The organism is Streptomyces sp. NPDC016851 (genome assembly GCF_055562795.1).
In genome coordinates this window covers 253,655-271,219 of the sequence record NZ_JBVHEP010000011.1, presented here as the reverse complement: position 1 = coordinate 271,219, position 17,565 = coordinate 253,655, and the positions used below count along the sequence as shown (strand labels likewise).

Below are 17,565 nucleotides of genomic sequence, written 5' to 3'. Positions count from 1 at the left end.
GGCGTCGACCGGGCCGCGGAGCAGCTCGGGGCCGGACAGCCGACGCTCACCACGCGATCAGCCGGCACGGTCATCGAGGGGGTGTGCTTGCCCGCAGGACGACGTTCGTGTCGACCGGTACGATCCGCGAGGAGTCATCGTCGGAGAGCGCGAGCTCCATCGCGAGGAGCCCGACCTGCTGCAGAGGAACGGTCACGGACGTCAGCTCCGGGACGACGTCCACCGCCGGGCCGATGTCGTCGAAGCCGGCGACCGCGACGTCCCGGCCAGGGACAAGCCCGGCGTCGCGGAATGCGGTCATCACGCCGATCGCCATGACGTCGCTGACGGCGAAGACGAGTTCCGTGCCGTCCAGTCCCCGCCGGACGAGCTCCCGGGCCGCCGCACAACCTCCTCGGCGGCTGAACTCGGCTTCCACAACCAACCGTTCGTCGACGCCGATGCCGAACTCGCGCAGTCCCTCCACGAAACCGCTGCACCGGTCACGGGACGTCCTGAGTGCGGATCCTGCGCGGACCACCGCGAACCGCCGGTAGCCGAGCCCTACCAGCGCGCGGGCAAGCTGCCGCGCTCCACCGTAGTTGTCGATGCTGACGGTATGGAACGGCAGGTCGTGCTGGCTGATCAGGACTACGCTGCCGCCCGCTTCGCGGTAGGCGTGGAGCTCCTCGACGAGGGCGTCGCGGGCATCGGCGCCGTCGACGCGGCTGCCGGTCATGATGATGACGCGGGGACGCATGCCGCGCAGCGTCCCGACGATCTGGAGTTCCCGCTCCGGGGAGCGGTCCGCGACCGCCATGGTCACGATGAGTCCGGCGGCTTCGGCTGCCCGCGCCACACCTGCCGCGATGGACGAGAAGTACGGGTCGTCGACGCCGCTGACGACCAGCGCGGCGATGTTCGTCGAACCCCGCGCGATCGCCTGGGCGGACAGGTGCGGTGCGTAGTCCAGTTCCGCGGCCGCGGTGAGCACACGGTCGACGTTCTCCTGCCGGACGTTGCGGACGCTGCCGTTGAGCACCCGCGACGCCGTCGCCTGTGAGACGCCCGCTGTCCGCGCCACATCATGCAGGGTCACCTGGCGCCCCTCGGATACGGCCTCCCCGCGACGCCGTACAGGCGCTGCCGCTCCATCGTCCATGCCGCACATTGTGCACCTCGCCGCCCAGCTCCTGGAAGTCGCGGAATCACTACCGAGGGTCACTCCGCAGGCCGTGCGCTTACTGCGCCGCACATGCCTTGCGGAATCCAACCGGGCCGACGCGACCACCTTCGAGCCGGGCGGCCGTATCCCGAGTCGGTCACCGGCACTTTCGTCCACACCTCGGCGACCTGGCCGGGGATATCCTCGGGTAGCGTCGGCGGCGGCTCGTTTTCGTGGTGCGGGAGGGACGGCACGATGCCCCATTCAGCGAGGCCGACCGTCACGCTGCGCGACGTGGCGGCGGCGGCCGGTGTGTCGGTCCCGACCGCGTCACGCGTGCTGGGCGGCAGTTCCCGGACGGTCGCGGAGGAATACCGGCAGCGGGTCCTCTCCGCCGCGGCCGCGTTGCGCTACACCGCGGACGCCTCGGCCCGGGCGATGCGGCGCGCGAACGACTCGATCGCGGTCGTCGGCGACGACCTCACGACCCCGTCGATGGGAATGGTCGCCGCGGCGATGGAACGGCGGGCACGCGACGCCGGGGCGTTCGTGACCGTCTCGTCGACCCACGGCACTGCCGAGCGGCAGCTCGAAACCGTCCGGGTGCAGCGTGCTCTGCGGCCGCGTGCGCTCATTCTGACCTCGAGCCGCCTCGATACGAACGCTCTCGGCGGGCGCCTGCTCGACGAGTTGCTCGGCTACGAACGCGAGGGCGGCCGGGTAGTGATCGTCGGCGACACCGACATGCCGTTCGACTCCATCAGCTTCGACAATCACGGCCCCGCGAAAGAACTGGCCACCTACGTCGCCGGGGCGGGGCACCGGCACGTGACGATCCTTGCCGGCGCGCGTGGGCAGGGGAACGTCTCCGCCCGTACTGCGGGCTTCATGGCCGGGCTCCGCGACGGCGGCGTCGAGGCGCGGCACATCCGGATCTCGCACTGCGCGGTGAGCCGCCAAGGGGGGGTCGACGCGGCGCGGCGTCTGGTCACCGAGGGGCTGGAGCCGTCCCACGCGGTTCTCGCCGCCAACGACACCATCGCCATCGGCGCGATGTCCGCCTTCCGGGCTGCCGGGGTGGCGGTGCCGGACGACGTCTCGGTGACCGGCTTCGACGACATCGAGCTCGCGACCGACGTGACACCGCGACTGACGACCGTGTCGTTGCCGCTGGCGCAGGCGGGTGCCGAGGCGGTTCGCCTCGCGGTCGCGGAACGTGCGGAAGCAGAGCATTTGGTGATGCGCGGGCAGGTCGTGGTGCGTGACAGCACGGCGATCCGCGTCGTCTGAACTGCCCCTGAGCCGAGCACTCCGGCCGAGCACACAACACCTTCAGGCCACCAGGACCTGACTCGTCAACGATGCATCATTGCTCGCTGACCGACGCTTGACGCCTTTGATCACGGACGGGCCACTGTGCGGAATACGATTTCCCACGCCACCGCGACTGACGACCGTGTCGTTGCCGCTGGATATGGTCACCGACACGGGCCACGGCGCGGGGCGGGGCGGGCCCGGATCGCCGGCCTGCCCCGCCCGTGACCGGGAGCCTTGAGCCTTGGCCCATGGGATCGGTCGGATCCTCAGCTGGTCACGAAACCTTGACCAGCAGCTTCCACCGCTGATTGTTGCTGCCGGTGGTGAACCACTGGTCGACGGGTGTGCCGTCGGTGGTCTGGGCCTTGTACATGTTGACCTTGTATCCGTTGGAACGGGACTCGATGGTGTAGGTATCTCTGCCGGCCGCGGGGCGATCAGCCACTGCTGGCCGGCTTTCCCGCTGGGAGTCCCAGCCGCAACGGATCCCTGCATCGCGTCGACGCGTTCATCCGCTCGAACCCTTGACGCACTCGACCGCCGCTGGGCACACTGCGCGGAATACGTTTTCCCCCATGTCAGGCCGGACGCGCGCCCGTGTCCTCGGGCACCCGTCGGTGCGTCCCCCCGCACGGCCCTCGACTGCCCGCGCCCCGAGCCGTCACGCGTCGTCTCGACCGGACGCGTCACGACAGGAGCCAGTACCTCACCACCACGGACGACAAGAAGAGGACCATGACCGGCAACCGAAGACTTGTGTCACAAGCGACAGCCGCCGCACTGTGCGCGCTGGCAGTCGTGCTGGCGTCGATCGTGCTCATCCCCGCGCAGCGGGCCTTCGCCGCGGGCACCACGTACTACGTGAGCGCGACCGGCAACGACAGCAACGCCGGAACCAGCAGCAGCGCGCCTTGGCGCTCGCTGAGCAAGGTGAACTCGACGACGTTCCAGCCGGGCGACACCATCCGCTTCGAGGCCGGTGACAGCTGGACAGGGCAGCTGTGGCCGAAGGGGTCCGGGGCCGACGGCGCCCCGATCAGCATCGACAGTTACGGGGCGGGCGCCAAGCCGAAGATCGCCGGCCAGGGCACCGTCCCGGACGCGGTGCGGCTGAACAACCAGCAGTACTGGGAGATCCGCAATCTCGACGTGTCGAACGCGGTACCCACGGGGACTACGGACGGTTCGAAGCTCGGCGACTTCCGTGGCATCGGCGTGCACGGTGACAATGGCCAGACCCTGCACCACTTCGTGATCGACTCGGTGGACGTGCACGACGTCACCGGCGAGGTCAAGTGGGTCGGCGGCAGCACCGCCGACAACAAGCCGGGCATCAGCTTCGCGCAGGGCTGGGACCGCTCGAAGAACACCGGCGGCATCGCCTTCCTCACCGGCGTCCAGGACATCACCGCGCCCGGTGCCCCCACGACGCTCGACGGCATCACCGTGGAGAACTCCACCATCAAGAACACCTCGTTCAACGGGATCGTCACGAAGCAGTACGCCGGTGACGCGCCGGGTGCCGTCTACACCGGCTGGGGCAAGCGCGCCACGGCCACCGACGCCGCTTGGAAGCCGTACACCAACGTCACGTTCCGCGGCAACTACATCACGCAGGCCAACACCCCCTTCGGCTGCAACGGCATCTACGTCACCGGCGTCAAGGGCGCACTCGTCGAAGGCAACGTGATCGACCGGGTCGGCGTCTCCGGCGTCGAGACCAACATGGCCGACAGCGTCACCGTCCAGCACAACGAGATCATGGGCACCCACCTCTCGTCGGGCGGTGCCGACCAGAACGCCCTGGACCCCGACATCGGCACCACCAACCAGCTGTTCCAGTACAACTACCTCCACGACAACGGCGACGGCATCCTGCTGTGCGCCTGCAACTCCGCGGTCAAGTTCGGCAGCGTGGTGATCCGCTACAACGTCATCACCGGCAGCAAGCGGTGGAACATCCACATGTCGCAGCAGACCGGCTCGGTGGCGCACGTCTACAACAACACCTTCGCCAACACCGATTCGCCGACCATGGTGAGCGGCGGTGTCGGCGGCAAGGTGACGTTCACCAACAACCTGTTCGTCTCCGGAAATGCCGCACCCGAGTTCAGACAGCAGTCGAGCATCGTCTACAACAACAACGGATACTCGTCCAACCTGACCACTCGGCCCGCGTCCGACGTGAACGCCGTGGTCGGCGCTCCGCAGTTCGTGAACGCCGGAGCCACGGGACCCTACGGTGACGAGAACGGCCCGAAACTTGGAACGGCCGGAAACTTCGGGCTCCAGACCGGATCGCCCTTCGTCGACGCGGGTGCCACCGTCACCGGCAACGGCGGCCTCGACTACGCCGGGGCGACCGTGCCGGTCGGGACCGGCCCGGAGATCGGCGCCTTCGAGCGCGGCGCGCCCAGCATCGCGTTCACGGACACCTTCAACGGCCTGGCGACCGGCACGCTCGCCAACGGGACCAACGGATGGCGAGTCATCTCGACCAACAACGACGTCTCCGTGGTGGAGACGCCGTCCGCCACCGACAAGAGCGTCCGGCTGACCCGCACCATCGAAGGCGGCGGCACCGACGGGACCAACCTCGCCCGGCTCTTCAGCACCCCGCTGCAGGGCGTGGTGACCATCGACGCGCAGGTGATGCGCAACGACACGCAGGCCGGCTGGTTCGGGCTGCCCTACGTGTACAACGCCAGCGGTGCCCCGGCCGTCAGCGTCGCCTTCGCCCGCGGCCAGATCCACGCGTACAAGGGAACCACGGACACCGTGATCGGTACGTACACCACCGGCAAGTGGTACCGGGTCACGCTCACCGTGGACACCGTGAACCAGCGCTTCGACCTGGACATCGACGGCCACCGCGTGCTGACCGATGCCGCGTTCCGCACCTCGATGCCGGGAATCGCGAAGGTCGCGTGGTACTCGAACGGGGGCGAGCGCGGGGCGGTGCACGTGGACGACGTGCGGATCTCGCGCGGTACCGGATTCGGCCAGTGAAAAAATGAGAAAACAGCTCTGCCGGGCCGATATCGGCCCGGCAGAGCTACAATTTCAGCCCTGATCAACAGGGCGATATCTGTTCCAGTCCGGTGGTGACCACCGGCACATAGAATGTGGTGATCCCCGCCATATTGGGGTGCGTTCCAGATCCCTCCGCACCTGGCAATCCGTCGACCAGTTCATCGAAGGTGTACTTGGCCCGGTGGACGTCATCGCGCGTGTCGAACGGGGTGTCCCCGAAGACGTCGGCAATGGCGACATTCCCATTCCGGCAGACCCGCAAGGTTTCCTCGCGGAGTGCCACCTGGGTGTCCCAGTCCCTCGAACCGAGCTTGTGGGCGGACACGTACACAAGGCGGGCGGCAGGCCACCTGCGCTTCATCGTGTGCAGCGTTTTCTCGAGTTCGGCCGAGTAAGTCCCCACGTCGTACCGGCCGTTGAAGACCGACTCGGCGTCGTTGGTGCCGCCGTCGAAGAGGATGAAGTCCGGCGCGACTGCCGGGGCCTCCTCGACCTGCGCGAGGATCTGCCCGCCGGAAGCATGCGGGTCGACGCCGATGGTCGCGCCGTTCCTGGCGAATTTCGAAAGGGTCATTCCAGCACGCTCGGCAACGACGTCCACAAAACTGCGCGAATACACGTGACCATACACGATACTGTCACCGAAGGCGTAGACACTCCTGCCCGCCAACCCCGTTCCCACATCAATCTCCTCATCACTCGACTCTTCTGCAGTCTGATTTTAATCAGGGCATTGACCCGTTGGTCCAGGGGGGCGTAAATTGCATTTAAGAAAGCGCTTACTATCGCGAAAACGGAGTTCTGGCACCATGACTGCAACCCATGCCGGCCTGCCCGGGGGCGTCGCCATCTCACATCTGTCGGTGTACGACTGGCCTGCCGCCGACGGGGCGTGCGGCGGCACCCCTCACATGCACCTGGCCTGTTCGGAGGCTTACGTCGTCACCGGCGGACGTGGGGCCGTGCAGACGCTGACCGCATCCGGGTACGAGGTCACTCCGCTCCAGGCCGGCACGGTCGCCTGGTTCACGCCCGGCACCATCCACCGGCTGGTCAACGAGGGTGATCTGCGGATCACCGTACTGATGCAGAACAGCGGGCTGCCGGAGGCAGGGGACGCGGTCCTCACGCTGCCCCCGGAGTACCTGACCGATCCGGAGACGTACGCACGCGCCTCCGCCATCCCGTCCGACGCGACCGAGGAGGAGCAGGAGCGTTTTGCCCGAGCCCGGCGGGACCTCGCTCTGGTGGGTTACCGGGCACTGCGCGCGGCCGAGGGACCGCAGGCCCTTGCCGCCTTCCACCGTGCCGCCGCCGCGCTCGTACGGCCGCGCATCGCCGAGTGGCGCGAGCGGTGGCGACAGGGGGCCGAGGCGTCCGCCGCGGCCACCGGGGTGCAGCTCGACTGGCTGGAGCGGGCGGAGGCCCCGCACCTCGCGGATGCTGTCGTGAAGGCCGAACAGCCCGTTGCCCGTGGGAAGTTCGGGATGTGCGGTCGGCTTGACGTATACGAGAACTGACGGTGATGTGCGCCTGAGGCCGCGCGGCGTTCACGGCCGATTCGGCCCGCATCGCAACGCCGGACCGGACGGGTGGTGCGGACAGAGCGGACGGCCCTGGTCCGTCTGCCCCGCGCCCGATCCGCCAGCGGCGCCCCCTCGGTCACCGCTTGCGGCCGGCACGACCTGTGGCAGGCGGCTCGGCCGTCGACTCCCGCCAGATGATCCGGAACAGGGAGCCCTCACTCGTCTCGGGCGCGCTGTCTCTCAGACCCGCGATCAGCTTGGCCATGGCCTTGCTGCCGAGGTGTTCGAGCTCCACGTCGACGGTGGTCAGGGACGGAGTCATGAACTGCCCGACCCCGGCATTGTCCCAACCGGTCACGCTGAGGTCGCCCGGCACGTCCCAGCCGCGCTCCCGGGCGCCCCGGACGACGCCGGCGGCGACGAGGTCGTTGGCCGCGATCACCGCGGTCGGCCGCGCATGGCTCGGGAGCGACCGTATCGCCTCGATGCCGGACTCCCCCGACCAGTCCCCGTCGAAGACCCCGACGGACTCCACCCCGAGGCGTTCGACGGTGTCCAGATAGCTCTGCTTGCGCGCCCTCGCGGAAGCGAACTGCGCGTCGCCCGCCACATGAAGGAACCGGGAGTGACCGAGCGCCGCCAAGTGCTCGATCATCTGCACCACGGGCGTGGCGTCGGCCAGTTGTCCGATGCCACGCATCTCGTCGTCGAAGTCGGCCGAGATCACCACGGTCGTCCTCTGGTGCAGTTTGCTCTCCACCGCGGGAAGCACAGGGGCGAGGGAGAGGATGCCCTCGAACTGTCCCGAATCCGCGAGCTCCAGCAGGCGTTCGCTCCTCGCGCGGACGCCTCCCCCGGCGCTCACGACGTCCACGAAGAACCCTCCGGCCTGCGCGGTCGCGCTGGCCCCCGCCAGCATGCGAGACGGGTTGAAGGCCATGGCAGGCATGAGTATCGCCAGCCGGCCGGTCTTGCGCGTGCGCATCGACCGCGCCACCAGGTTGGGACGGTAGTCCAGTTCGCGGATCGCGTTCTCCACACGTTCCAGCGTCGCGGGCTTCAGCCCGCCGTTGAACCGCAGGTACCGCGAGACCGTCTGGGGCGACACACCGGCGAGTCGCGCCACATCGGTGATCGTCGGCCGTCGTCGCGCCGTGCCAGCGCCGTCCATCCGCTTCTCCCACCATCCGCCAACGTTCCGGAAGTCAGAGAGTACACACTCTTGACGCAAAAAGTGATCGTTCACTATGGTCCTCGCAACCCAAAGAGTGAACGATCACTTTTTGGTCACGCGGGCCCGGGACGGGCCCCCAACACTGTGTGCCGATGCCGCCGCTCAAGGGAGCAGTGCCGTGAGCTCCATCAACGAACTACGCCGGCTGCGCGGGTCCCAACGGGACACGCGCCAGCAGAACAAGGCGGCGTTCTTCTTCCTACTGCCATGGTTCGTCGGGCTCTTCGGGATCACTCTCGGTCCGATGCTGGCCTCGCTGTACCTCAGCTTCACCAAGTACAACCTGCTGCAGCCGCCGCAGTTCAGCGGGCTCGACAACTGGACGCGTATGGTCGACGACGAGCGTCTGCACAAGTCGCTCGAAGTGACGTTCAGCTACGTCCTCGTCTCCGTCCCGCTGCAACTGGCGATGGCCCTGGGGCTCGCCCTGCTGCTGGACAGGGGAGTGCGTGGCCTCGCCTTCTACCGCTCCGTCTTCTACCTGCCGTCACTGATCGGCGGCAGCGTGGCGATCGCCGTGCTGTGGCGCGCGATGTTCGGGACCAACGGCCTTGTCAACGAGGCCCTGGCCTTCGTCGGTGTCCAGGGGCAGGGCTGGATCTCGGAGCCGGAAACGGCGCTGTCGACCCTCGTCGTCCTGAACGTCTGGACTTTCGGCTCACCCATGGTGATCTTCCTGGCCGGGCTGCGGCAGATTCCGACCTCCCTCTACGAGGCGGCCTCCGTCGACGGCGCGAAGCACTGGCGCCAGTTCCGCAGCATCACCATTCCGCTGCTGACACCCATCATCTTCTTCAACCTGGTGCTGCAGATCATCCACGCCTTCCAGACCTTCACCCAGGCCTTCGTGGTCTCCGGCGGTACCGGAGGGCCCGCCGACTCCACCCTCTTCTTCTCGCTGTACCTGTACCAGCGCGGGTTCGGCCACTTCGACATGGGGTACGCGTCCGCGCTCGCGTGGGTCCTGCTCCTCATCGTCGCGGCCTTCACCGCCGTCAACTTCTGGGCCTCAAAGTACTGGGTGTTCTACGATGACTGACCGCACCGCAGCCGTACCTCGCTCGCTGCCCGCCCACCGCCCCCACGCGACGCGCCGGATCAGGCGTGCGGTGCGTGCCCCTCTCAAGCACTGCCTGCTGGCTCTCTGTGCCCTGACGATGCTGTACCCCGTCCTGTGGATGGTGGCCAGTTCGCTGCGGCCCAACAACCAGATCTTCCGCAGCGCGGGACTCGCATTGACGCACCCACACCTCGAGAACTACAGCAACGGCTGGAACGCCTTCTCCCAACCGTTCAGTCACTACATGATCAACTCGGCGATCGTCGTGACCGGCGCGATCCTCGGGAACCTGCTCGCCTGCTCCCTGGCCGCGTACGCGTTCGCCAGGCTGGAATTCCGGGCGAAGCGCATCTGGTTCGCCATCATGCTCGTCACCATCATGCTGCCGATCCACGTGATCATCGTGCCGCAGTACGTCTTGTTCTCGGAGCTCGGCTGGGTCAACACGTTCCTGCCTCTGATCGTGCCGAAGTTCCTGGCGACCGACGCCTTCTTCATCTTCCTGATGGTGCAGTTCATCCGGGGCATCCCGCGCGAGATCGATGAGGCCGCACGGCTCGACGGAGCCGGGCACGCGCGGATCTTCTTCTCCCTCATCCTGCCGCTGATGGTCCCGGCGCTGGCGACCACGGCGATCTTCACCTTCATCTGGACCTGGAACGACTTCTACACCCAGCTCATTTATCTGACCGACCCGGACATGTACACCACGCCTCTCGCGCTGCGGACCTTCGTCGACCAGCAGACCGCGACGGACTGGGGCTCGGTGTTCGCCATGAGTGTCGTGTCGCTCGTACCCGTCTTCCTCGTCTTCCTCGCAGGACAGCGCTTCCTTCTGCGAGGCATCGCGACCACCGGCGGCAAGTAACCGCGGGGGCTACTGCCGGACATGCGGAGGCGACCGAGCCATGGCCGCTCGGGAGCACCGCGGACATCAACCCGACCCACCCATCAGAGTCAGGACAAGCCCATGAACCCCAGCCCCTTCAGACGCGTCGCGGTCGGAGCGATCGCCTCACTCTCGCTCGTGCTGACCGCCTGCTCCGGCGGCAGCACCGAATCCGCTTCCGACCTCAGCGACAAGCCGGTCACCATCCGCGCCACCTGGTGGGGAGCGGACGCCCGCGCGCAGCTCACCGACGAGGTCATCAAGGCGTTCGAGAAGAAGTACCCCAACATCACGGTCAAGGGCGAGTACAAGGACTGGAACGGCTACTGGGACGCGCTCGCCACGACGACCGCGGCCAAGGACTCTCCCGACGTCGTCCAGATGGACGAGCTGTACCTCGCGTCGTACGCCGACCGCGGAGCGCTGTACGACCTCGGCAAGGCCAAGAAGCTCCTCGGCACGTCACAGTTCGACGACCAGGCCCTGGCCACCGGGCAGGTCAACGGAACGCAGTACGCGCTTCCCGTCGGGGTCGGCGTCATGTCCGTCCTCGTGAACACCGACATGTTCAAGAAGTACGGCGTGAAGGTTCCCGACGACAAGACGTGGACGTGGGACGACTACGCCAAGATCGGGAAGGAGCTGACCGACAAGAGTGGCGGCAAGATCCATGGTGCCGCCGGCGCGCCCGGCTTCTCCGCCGGAGACGTCAAGTACTGGGCCCGTCAGCACGGTGAGAACCTCTTCGACAAGGACGGCAACGTCTCGTTGAAGCACGAGACGCTCGCCGGGATGTGGAAGTACGGTCTGGACCTGACCTCCTCGAAGGCCAGCGTCAAGGCGTCGACGATGGTCGAGGACCTGACCGCGGGTGTCACCGCCGGCAGCTTCGCCACCGGCAAGGCGGCCATGATGGGCGCGTACAACACCCAGATCACCGCAATCCAGCAGGCCACGGGCGCCAACGTGAAACTGCTGCAGATGCCCCGCCTCGGCACCACCAAGGCGAACTTCTTCAAGCCCTCCATGTACTGGGCGGTCTCCAGCCAGAGCAAGCACCCGGCCGAGGCGGCCGCGTTCATCGACTTCATGCTCAACGACCAGAAGGCCGCGGACATCCTCAAGACGGAGCGCGGCATCCCCGCCAACAAGGCCATGCTGAAGCACCTTGAGCCGGGCCTGGCCGGGACCGACAAGGCGGCAGCCGACTACATGAAGGCCGTGACCCCTGGTGAGTCGCCGGTCGTGACCCCCAACGGCGGAAGCGGCATCGAGCCGGAGCTGCAGCGCTACAGCCAGGAGGTCTACTTCAAGAAGACCTCGCCCGAAGCCGCCGCGAAGGCTTTCATCAAGGAGCTCCAGGGCGAGATCGACGCGGCCAAGTGACCTCCTTCCCGGGGGCCGACGTCGCTGCCCACGGCCCCCGGGAGGCCCCACGAGAAGTGGGGCAGGAACCAAGAGAGAGAAAACACCCATGCCAAGCCCCCGGCCGCCGTACCGTGTGGCCATCATCGGCACCGGCGGTATCGCCCACGCTCATGCCGAAGCTCTCACCGAACTCTCCGCACGCGCCCGGCTGGTCGCCGTCGCCGACGTCGACCCCACCCGTGCCGCCGAGTTCGCCGACCGATTCTCCGTGCCGCACGTCTTCAACGACCCGCAGGCACTGCTGGAGAGCGAAGACCTCGATCTCGTACACATCTGTACGCCCCCGCAGACCCACGCACCCCTGGCGTCCACAGTGATGCGGGCCGGCGTCACCGCACTGGTGGAGAAGCCGACGGCGCTGAGCCTGCGCGAGATGGACCAGCTGGCCACGGTGCAGGAACAGACCGGCTCCAAGGTCCTGACCGTCTTCCAGCACCGCTACGGCGCGGCGGCCGTACGCCTGCGAGAGCTGGCCCGGTCCGGCGCACTGGGCCGGCCACTGGTCGCCACCTGCGAGACCCTCTGGTACCGGCCCGACGCGTACTTCGAGGTGCCGTGGCGGGGACGCTGGGACGTCGAGGGAGGTGGCCCGACCATGGGACACGGCATCCATCAGTTCGACCTGATGCTGTCGGTTCTCGGCCCCTGGTCGCAGATCACCGCACTCGCCGACCGCCAGACCCGGCCCACGGACACCGAGGACGTCTCGATCGCCGCCGTCCGGTTCGACAACGGAGCCCTCGCCACGGTGGTCAACTCCCTGCTGTCCCCCCGGGAGACGTCGCGCCTGCGCTTCGACTTCGAACACGCCACGGTCGAACTCGAGCACCTCTACGGCTACCGCGAGGAACACTGGCGGTTCACGTCGGCCCCCGGCCACGAGGAGCTCTCGGACCTCTGGGCCAGTGGTGACGAGCCGGACATCACGAGCGGCCACAGGCTCCAGATCGAGGCCGTGTTCGATGCCTGGGAGGCCGGTGAGGAACCCGGTGTCTGCCTGCTGGACGCGCGTCGCACGCTGGAGTTCGCGGCGGCGACCTACGCCTCGGCCTTCCGCGGTGTCCGCATCGCCGCGGGTGAACTGACCGACGACGACCCGTTCGCGGTCAGCATGGACGGCGGCGCCGTGCCGTGGGAACCGGTCAAGGAGGCCCTCGTATGAACGCTCTTGAGATCCGCCACGACTTCGGCACCTCGGTCACGGTCCGCGACGGCGGCACCGAGCTGTTCCGCTACGTGTACCAGCCGGACACCGTCCAGCTGGAATCCCCCAAGCCCTACATCCATCCCCTGCGCACCCGGGCCGGCAAGGTGGTCAGCTTGTTCCGTCCCCACGACCATGTGTGGCACAAGGGCATCGCGTGGTCCCTGCCCCACGTCGGCGAGGAGAACTTCTGGGGTGGTCCCACGTACATCCACGGACGCTTCTACGTCCAGCTGGAGAACAACGGAACCCAGGCCCACCGCCGAGTTGTCGACCTGGACAGGACCGACGGAACGGCGACGTTCACTCACGATCTGGACTGGACCACCCAGTCCGGCGCGCTCTTCTTCACCGAACGCAGGAGGCTGCGAGCGAGCCTGATCTCCCCGCAGGCTTGGGCGTTGACGTTCGAGACGCGGATGACGAATGTCTCCGGAGGGGACGTCGCCATGGGATCGCCGACCACCAAGGGACGGGAGAACGCCGGCTACGGCGGCCTGTTCTGGCGTGGCCCGCGGTCATTCACCGGCGGACAGTTCGTGACCGAGGAAGGCATGGGTGGCGACGAGGTTCGTGGGCGGCGCATGGAGTGGATGGGCTTCGCGGGCCGCCACGACGAGACGGACGCGCAGTCGCTCGTCCTCATGCTCGACGACACAGCCAACCCGAGTCACCCGCCGCAGTGGTTCGCCCGGACCGAGGAGTTCGCCTGCCTCAATCCGGCACCGTTCTTCAGCGAGGAGCTGACCGTCGAGGACGGCGCGACCGTGCGGTTCCGCTACGGCGTCGGGATCGCCGACGCCGACGCGAGCGCGGCTCCCGAACTCGCGGACGCGGTGCGCCGGGCGCTCGCGCGGTCGGGTACATCCGTGCGTGCGGGAGATTCCGCTTCGGACCGTTTTGCGGTGGAGTGAACTGATCCTGCTCACTCCGCAAGCCCTCTGCGTGCACTCCCCACTGACAAGGGAGTGCACGCCTTCCTCGCCACTCAGTCCTGAGCGTGCCCGAGGGGCAGCAAGGCGGTAGGCCGACCGCAGCTTCTTCAGCAGCAGCTTCTCCCGCACACCGGCCTCGTTCAGGCGGCCAGGCGACCGCCAGCAGGTCATGCCCGAGCCGAAGCCCAGCTCCTGGGGCAGATACTCCCACTGGATGCCCGTGTGCAGCACAAACAGGATCCCGCACAGGGCTTGTCGGTCCGGCACCCGCGGCCGGCCCGCCACCAGCTTCGGCCCCGGCTCCGGCGGAGGTGTACGAAGACGGCGAGGAACCCAACGAGGTGTACGTCTTCTCCATCACCGGGGCCTCTGAGGAAGTTCTCCTGGCCGTGGCGTCCGACCTGGCCAGAGTTCCGGGCATGCCGAGCGGAGTGTTCGCGATGGTCACGAACGACGAGGCGGAGGAGATCGGCCCCGGACAACGTGTCGAGCTGCCGCTCGGTTAGTTCTCTGCAGAACCGACCGTCGACCAGAGCCCTCGCTCTGCCGGTTTGACGGCTCCTGGCGAGCAGGACAGGCACAGCCTTCCAAGATCATGCGCGTCGGCGGCCACGGGTTCCTCGTCATTGCCTGCCAGGAGAATAAGGCGCTTCACAGTCATCAAACGCTTGACTAGTTGAAGGCGCTTGAAGAACACTGGTCGCATGTCCCGCACTCTCGCTCTCGTCACGGGCGCCTCCTCCGGGATCGGCGCCGCCTACGCCCGCCTCCTCGCGCCAGAACACGACCTCGTCCTGGTGGCCCGTCGTGAAGACCGGCTCAACGACCTGGCCGGCCGACTTCGCGCAGCCGGTGCCGGGGTGGAGGTCCTGGTCGCTGATCTCTCCTCGTATGAAGGACTCGCCGCGGTGACCGGCCGACTGGCCACCGGAGACGTCCGGCTGCTGATCTGCAACGCCGGAGTGGGCGGCTACGCCCCGCTGACGGATGTCGCCCCGGATGAGGTCAGCCGGCTGCTCACCCTCAACGCCGTCGCCCCGATTCAACTGGCACGCGCCGCCCTGCCCGGCATGCTCGCCGCCGACGAGGGTGCCGTCGTCACTGTGGCCTCTCTGCTGGCGTTCAGTGGCGGCTGGGACGGCCCGCACCTGCCGTACCGCACCCTGTACGTGGCCGCCAAGGCCGGCACCGTCGCCTTCACCCGCACTCTGGCAAGCGAACTCGCGGACACCGCGGTGCGCGCGCAGGTGGTCTGCCCCGGCATCGTGGCCACGGAGTGGAACGGCGGCTCCGGTCATAGCGTCCCCTCGGCGATGTCCCCGGAGGCAGTGGCCTCGGCGAGCCTGGCGAGCCTGCGCCTGGGCGAGACCGTCTGCATCCCCGGTCTGGAGGATCAGGACGCCGGGCTGAAGGCTCTGCTGGACGCGGAGAGCGCCTTGATGAACGGCGGCGCCCGCCCGTCCCCCGCAACCCGGTACCAGCATTCGGCGCAATCTTGAGGGGGCGGCACGTCGCACCCGTCATCGACGTCTGCATGGTGACGAGCTGGTCGGTGCCGGCGACCCGCGCCTTGAACATCTTGCCGATGCGCCCGTCGTAGACCCACTTCAGGTCGGCGGCGAAGGCGGGGGCCTCGACCATGCTCAGATGGTCGGCCGTGCGTCCTACGGGCGGAACAGCGGCCCCCACTTCATCAACATCCATTTCACTTACTGGGCCAGGCTCCAGTCACCGCCACGTCCCGCATCGCGGCCTGCCACATGTGCTGGTGGGTGTTGACGAAGCCGGGCAGCAGCAGGGCTCCGGCGGGGTCGATGACGGTGGCGTCCGCGAACAGCCGTTGGCCGACCGTCCGCGCCCTGTGACCAACTGGTTCCGGGGACGTTGATTTGGCCGACGAATCGGGCTGGGCCATGTCTGAGTTCTTGTTCATCATGTTCGCTGTCTCTGGCTTCTGGCCCTTCTGCTCCTTCTGGTGATCTGGGTTGTTCTCGGTCCGTGGCGCAGACGTCCGGTCATCGGTCGTAGGCGAGGCGGGCCTGGCGGGGCACCGGGCCGAAGGCGCCGGCGTGGAAGTCGGTGAACGCCTTGGTGATCTCCACCTTGGTGTTCATCACGAACGGGCCACCGACTGCGACGGGTTCGCGCAAGGGAATGCCGCTGTAGACCATGACGCGGGCGGGCTGTTCGGGGTCGACGGCCGCCAGGTGCAGCGAGGTGGCCGCCGGAGCACCGCCGTCATCCCCGCTCCGCCTCGTGACAGGGTCGGACCAGCCGGTCTGCCCCGCCTGCAATTCCCGGCCGCCTATCAGCAGGCGCCCGTGCATGACGTGTGCGAACAGCCGGTGTTCGGCGGGGACGTGCAGGTCGTAGAAGGCATCGGGGTCGAGCGTGGCGACGACGCCCTGCACCGGGTGACGGGTGTCGGCCGCGCCGGTGACGCCCCCGACGGTGCCGGCGTGGACGTCGATCGTCACGCCCGGCGCACGCACGCGTGGTATGGCGGCCTGGGTCAGGTCCTGGTAGCGCGGCGGCGTCAGCTTCTGCTCGGCGGGCAGATTGAGCCACATCTGCAGCACGTGCGCATGCTCGTCGCGGTAGGCGAGCTCACGGTGGATGATGCCGCGCCCGGCGGTCATCCACTGCACCTCACCGGCCTGAAGCGCCCCGGCGTGGCCGAGGTTGTCGCCGTGTTCCAGGACGCCGTCCACGACGGTGGTGACGGTCTCCAGTCCGCGGTGGGGGTGCCACTCGAAGCCCGGGGTGGAGAACCAGTCCTCGACCAGGGCGAGGAAGGGGTCGGTCAGGGCCGGGTCGGTCGGCACGAAGACGAGTGCCTTGTCGTCTACCTGCGCGTCGGGGCCCAGCTGCTGCTTGGTGGTGATGCGGGTCAGCGTGCGCTCACCCGTCAACTGTGCGGTCATGGTTGCTCCGTGATGCCGATGCCCGGCTCCCGAAAGGAGACGGGGTGGTGAAGGGGGATGGACAGGGTTCAGGCAACGCGCAGGGCGATCTTGCTGCGGGTGTGGCGGGTCGCGAGGGCTTGGAGCGCCGTGGCCGCGTCCGCCGGCGCATAGGTCCGTCCGACGGGAATCCTGATCGTTCCATCGGCGAGATGCCGCACCACGCGCCCGAGGCTCTCGGGGCACGGCCCCGTGCGCGACGTTGGTGCGGTCCGGGCCATGACCTGCGGCGTAGATCGGCGAGGCGACACGGCCACCGCCCTTGACGACTCCCGCGAACGGCGTGATCTCGTCCGCGGTCACGGCGTCGACGAGCGCGTCCACGCCGCCGGGGTGTTTCCTGCGTACGGCGGCGACGAGGCCACCCCCGGGCGAGTGGTACGGCGATGCCGCCGATCCCGCCGGTCGCACCCACGGCAAGGGCAGTGTCGCCGGGTGCCGGGTCCGGCGCATCGGCCGTCATGATCGCCGTACTGGCCGTCAGCGCGGCCGCACCGGCGGTCGCGGTGTCGGTTTGGGCGGGCTTGCGGGTCAGCATGTGCCCGCCGGTCACGACGAGTTCCGCCCAGGCCCCCGTCGCGAACGGTCTCCGCCATGGGTACGGCCCCGAAGATCTCGTCGCAGACCTCCACCTCGCTGATGCCTTCACCGACGGCCTCGACGATCCAGGCGAAGTCCCGGCCCAGTGTGATCGGCAGCTCGTGCAGGGCCACGTGCCCCGTGATCGGCTCCGGAACGTCCTCGCGCAAAACGGGCGGAGTGCCGAACGCGGTGAGCGGTGACGGCTTTCATGATTGCTCCTCGCGAACAGGACCCGACGAGCGGACCAGCG

Annotated in this window: 18 protein-coding genes and 1 pseudogene; 11 read left to right on the top strand and 8 right to left on the bottom strand. The window is 68.0% G+C overall.

Features of this window, described 5'->3' with window-relative positions; all coding sequences use genetic code 11:
* Positions 1 to 70: 70 nt before the first annotated feature.
* Positions 71 to 1,078, bottom strand: a complete 1,008-nt coding sequence (locus tag ACZ3I3_RS20145; protein WP_467366870.1) for a LacI family DNA-binding transcriptional regulator — start codon at positions 1,076 to 1,078, stop codon at positions 71 to 73.
* 360 nt (positions 1,079 to 1,438) lie between these two features.
* Between ACZ3I3_RS20145 and ACZ3I3_RS20140 the strand changes: the two genes are divergently transcribed.
* Positions 1,439 to 2,434 carry a LacI family DNA-binding transcriptional regulator gene (locus ACZ3I3_RS20140; protein ID WP_467366868.1) on the top strand — a complete coding sequence of 332 codons (996 nt, stop codon included), beginning with the start codon at positions 1,439 to 1,441 and terminating at the stop codon, positions 2,432 to 2,434.
* A gap of 301 nt (positions 2,435 to 2,735) precedes the next feature.
* Here the strand turns inward: ACZ3I3_RS20140 and ACZ3I3_RS20135 are convergent, their stop codons facing one another.
* Positions 2,736 to 2,906 (bottom strand): RICIN domain-containing protein, encoded by a 171-nt coding sequence (locus tag ACZ3I3_RS20135; RefSeq protein ID WP_467366866.1) that lies wholly within the window; start codon positions 2,904 to 2,906, stop codon positions 2,736 to 2,738.
* 290 nt (positions 2,907 to 3,196) lie between these two features.
* Between ACZ3I3_RS20135 and ACZ3I3_RS20130 the strand changes: the two genes are divergently transcribed.
* Positions 3,197 to 5,470, top strand: a complete 2,274-nt coding sequence (locus ACZ3I3_RS20130) for a right-handed parallel beta-helix repeat-containing protein (RefSeq protein WP_467366864.1) — start codon at positions 3,197 to 3,199, stop codon at positions 5,468 to 5,470.
* A gap of 64 nt (positions 5,471 to 5,534) precedes the next feature.
* On the opposite strand, the gene ACZ3I3_RS20125 is transcribed toward ACZ3I3_RS20130, so the two are convergent.
* The gene (locus tag ACZ3I3_RS20125; protein ID WP_467366862.1) at positions 5,535 to 6,176 is read right to left on the bottom strand and encodes an SGNH/GDSL hydrolase family protein; all 642 of its coding nucleotides are present in this window, start codon (positions 6,174 to 6,176) and stop codon (positions 5,535 to 5,537) included.
* Between the two features lie 127 nt (positions 6,177 to 6,303).
* Here ACZ3I3_RS20125 and ACZ3I3_RS20120 point away from each other — a divergent pair, with 127 nt between their 5' ends.
* Positions 6,304 to 7,014, top strand: a complete 711-nt coding sequence (locus tag ACZ3I3_RS20120; RefSeq protein WP_467366860.1) for a cupin domain-containing protein — start codon at positions 6,304 to 6,306, stop codon at positions 7,012 to 7,014.
* Positions 7,015 to 7,156: 142 nt separating this feature from the next.
* Here the strand turns inward: ACZ3I3_RS20120 and ACZ3I3_RS20115 are convergent, their stop codons facing one another.
* On the bottom strand, positions 7,157 to 8,191 hold the full coding sequence (locus ACZ3I3_RS20115) for a LacI family DNA-binding transcriptional regulator (protein WP_467366859.1): 1,035 nt from the start codon (positions 8,189 to 8,191) through the stop codon (positions 7,157 to 7,159).
* Positions 8,192 to 8,372: 181 nt separating this feature from the next.
* On the opposite strand from ACZ3I3_RS20115, the gene ACZ3I3_RS20110 reads away from it, so the two are divergent.
* The 5 genes from ACZ3I3_RS20110 to ACZ3I3_RS20090 all read left to right on the top strand — a co-directional run bounded on the left by ACZ3I3_RS20110 (position 8,373) and on the right by ACZ3I3_RS20090 (position 13,749).
* On the top strand, positions 8,373 to 9,293 hold the full coding sequence (locus tag ACZ3I3_RS20110; RefSeq protein ID WP_467366857.1) for a carbohydrate ABC transporter permease: 921 nt from the start codon (positions 8,373 to 8,375) through the stop codon (positions 9,291 to 9,293).
* Positions 9,286 to 10,182 carry a carbohydrate ABC transporter permease gene (locus ACZ3I3_RS20105; protein WP_467366855.1) on the top strand — a complete coding sequence of 299 codons (897 nt, stop codon included), beginning with the start codon at positions 9,286 to 9,288 and terminating at the stop codon, positions 10,180 to 10,182. Before ACZ3I3_RS20110 ends, ACZ3I3_RS20105 begins: the two co-directional genes overlap by 8 nt.
* A gap of 102 nt (positions 10,183 to 10,284) precedes the next feature.
* Positions 10,285 to 11,589 carry an ABC transporter substrate-binding protein gene (locus ACZ3I3_RS20100; RefSeq protein ID WP_467366853.1) on the top strand — a complete coding sequence of 435 codons (1,305 nt, stop codon included), beginning with the start codon at positions 10,285 to 10,287 and terminating at the stop codon, positions 11,587 to 11,589.
* 88 nt (positions 11,590 to 11,677) lie between these two features.
* Entirely contained in the window at positions 11,678 to 12,793 is a 1,116-nt protein-coding gene (locus ACZ3I3_RS20095; protein WP_467366851.1) for a Gfo/Idh/MocA family protein, read from the top strand.
* Positions 12,790 to 13,749 (top strand): DUF6807 domain-containing protein, encoded by a 960-nt coding sequence (locus tag ACZ3I3_RS20090; protein WP_467366849.1) that lies wholly within the window; start codon positions 12,790 to 12,792, stop codon positions 13,747 to 13,749. The genes ACZ3I3_RS20095 and ACZ3I3_RS20090 overlap by 4 nt, the downstream gene beginning before the upstream one ends.
* A gap of 90 nt (positions 13,750 to 13,839) precedes the next feature.
* On the opposite strand, the pseudogene ACZ3I3_RS20085 reads toward ACZ3I3_RS20090, so the two are convergent.
* Positions 13,840 to 14,049, bottom strand: a pseudogene (locus ACZ3I3_RS20085) (transposase); the annotation flags it as partial.
* Positions 14,050 to 14,081: 32 nt separating this feature from the next.
* Between ACZ3I3_RS20085 and ACZ3I3_RS20080 the strand changes: the two are divergent.
* On the top strand, positions 14,082 to 14,276 hold the full coding sequence (locus ACZ3I3_RS20080) for a hypothetical protein (RefSeq protein ID WP_467366848.1): 195 nt from the start codon (positions 14,082 to 14,084) through the stop codon (positions 14,274 to 14,276).
* 198 nt (positions 14,277 to 14,474) lie between these two features.
* Positions 14,475 to 15,269, top strand: a complete 795-nt coding sequence (locus ACZ3I3_RS20075; RefSeq protein WP_467366846.1) for an SDR family NAD(P)-dependent oxidoreductase — start codon at positions 14,475 to 14,477, stop codon at positions 15,267 to 15,269.
* A gap of 206 nt (positions 15,270 to 15,475) precedes the next feature.
* Here the strand turns inward: ACZ3I3_RS20075 and ACZ3I3_RS20070 are convergent, their stop codons facing one another.
* From ACZ3I3_RS20070 to ACZ3I3_RS20060, 3 genes are all read right to left on the bottom strand, one after another.
* The gene (locus ACZ3I3_RS20070) at positions 15,476 to 15,685 is read right to left on the bottom strand and encodes a hypothetical protein (RefSeq protein ID WP_467366844.1); all 210 of its coding nucleotides are present in this window, start codon (positions 15,683 to 15,685) and stop codon (positions 15,476 to 15,478) included.
* Positions 15,686 to 15,785: 100 nt separating this feature from the next.
* Positions 15,786 to 16,694, bottom strand: a complete 909-nt coding sequence (locus ACZ3I3_RS20065; RefSeq protein WP_467366842.1) for a pirin family protein — start codon at positions 16,692 to 16,694, stop codon at positions 15,786 to 15,788.
* Positions 16,695 to 16,762: 68 nt separating this feature from the next.
* The gene (locus ACZ3I3_RS20060; RefSeq protein WP_467366840.1) at positions 16,763 to 16,954 is read right to left on the bottom strand and encodes a zinc-binding dehydrogenase; all 192 of its coding nucleotides are present in this window, start codon (positions 16,952 to 16,954) and stop codon (positions 16,763 to 16,765) included.
* Between the two features lie 240 nt (positions 16,955 to 17,194).
* Here ACZ3I3_RS20060 and ACZ3I3_RS20055 point away from each other — a divergent pair, with 240 nt between their 5' ends.
* Positions 17,195 to 17,515 carry a hypothetical protein gene (locus ACZ3I3_RS20055; RefSeq protein ID WP_467366838.1) on the top strand — a complete coding sequence of 107 codons (321 nt, stop codon included), beginning with the start codon at positions 17,195 to 17,197 and terminating at the stop codon, positions 17,513 to 17,515.
* Positions 17,516 to 17,565 lie beyond the last annotated feature (50 nt).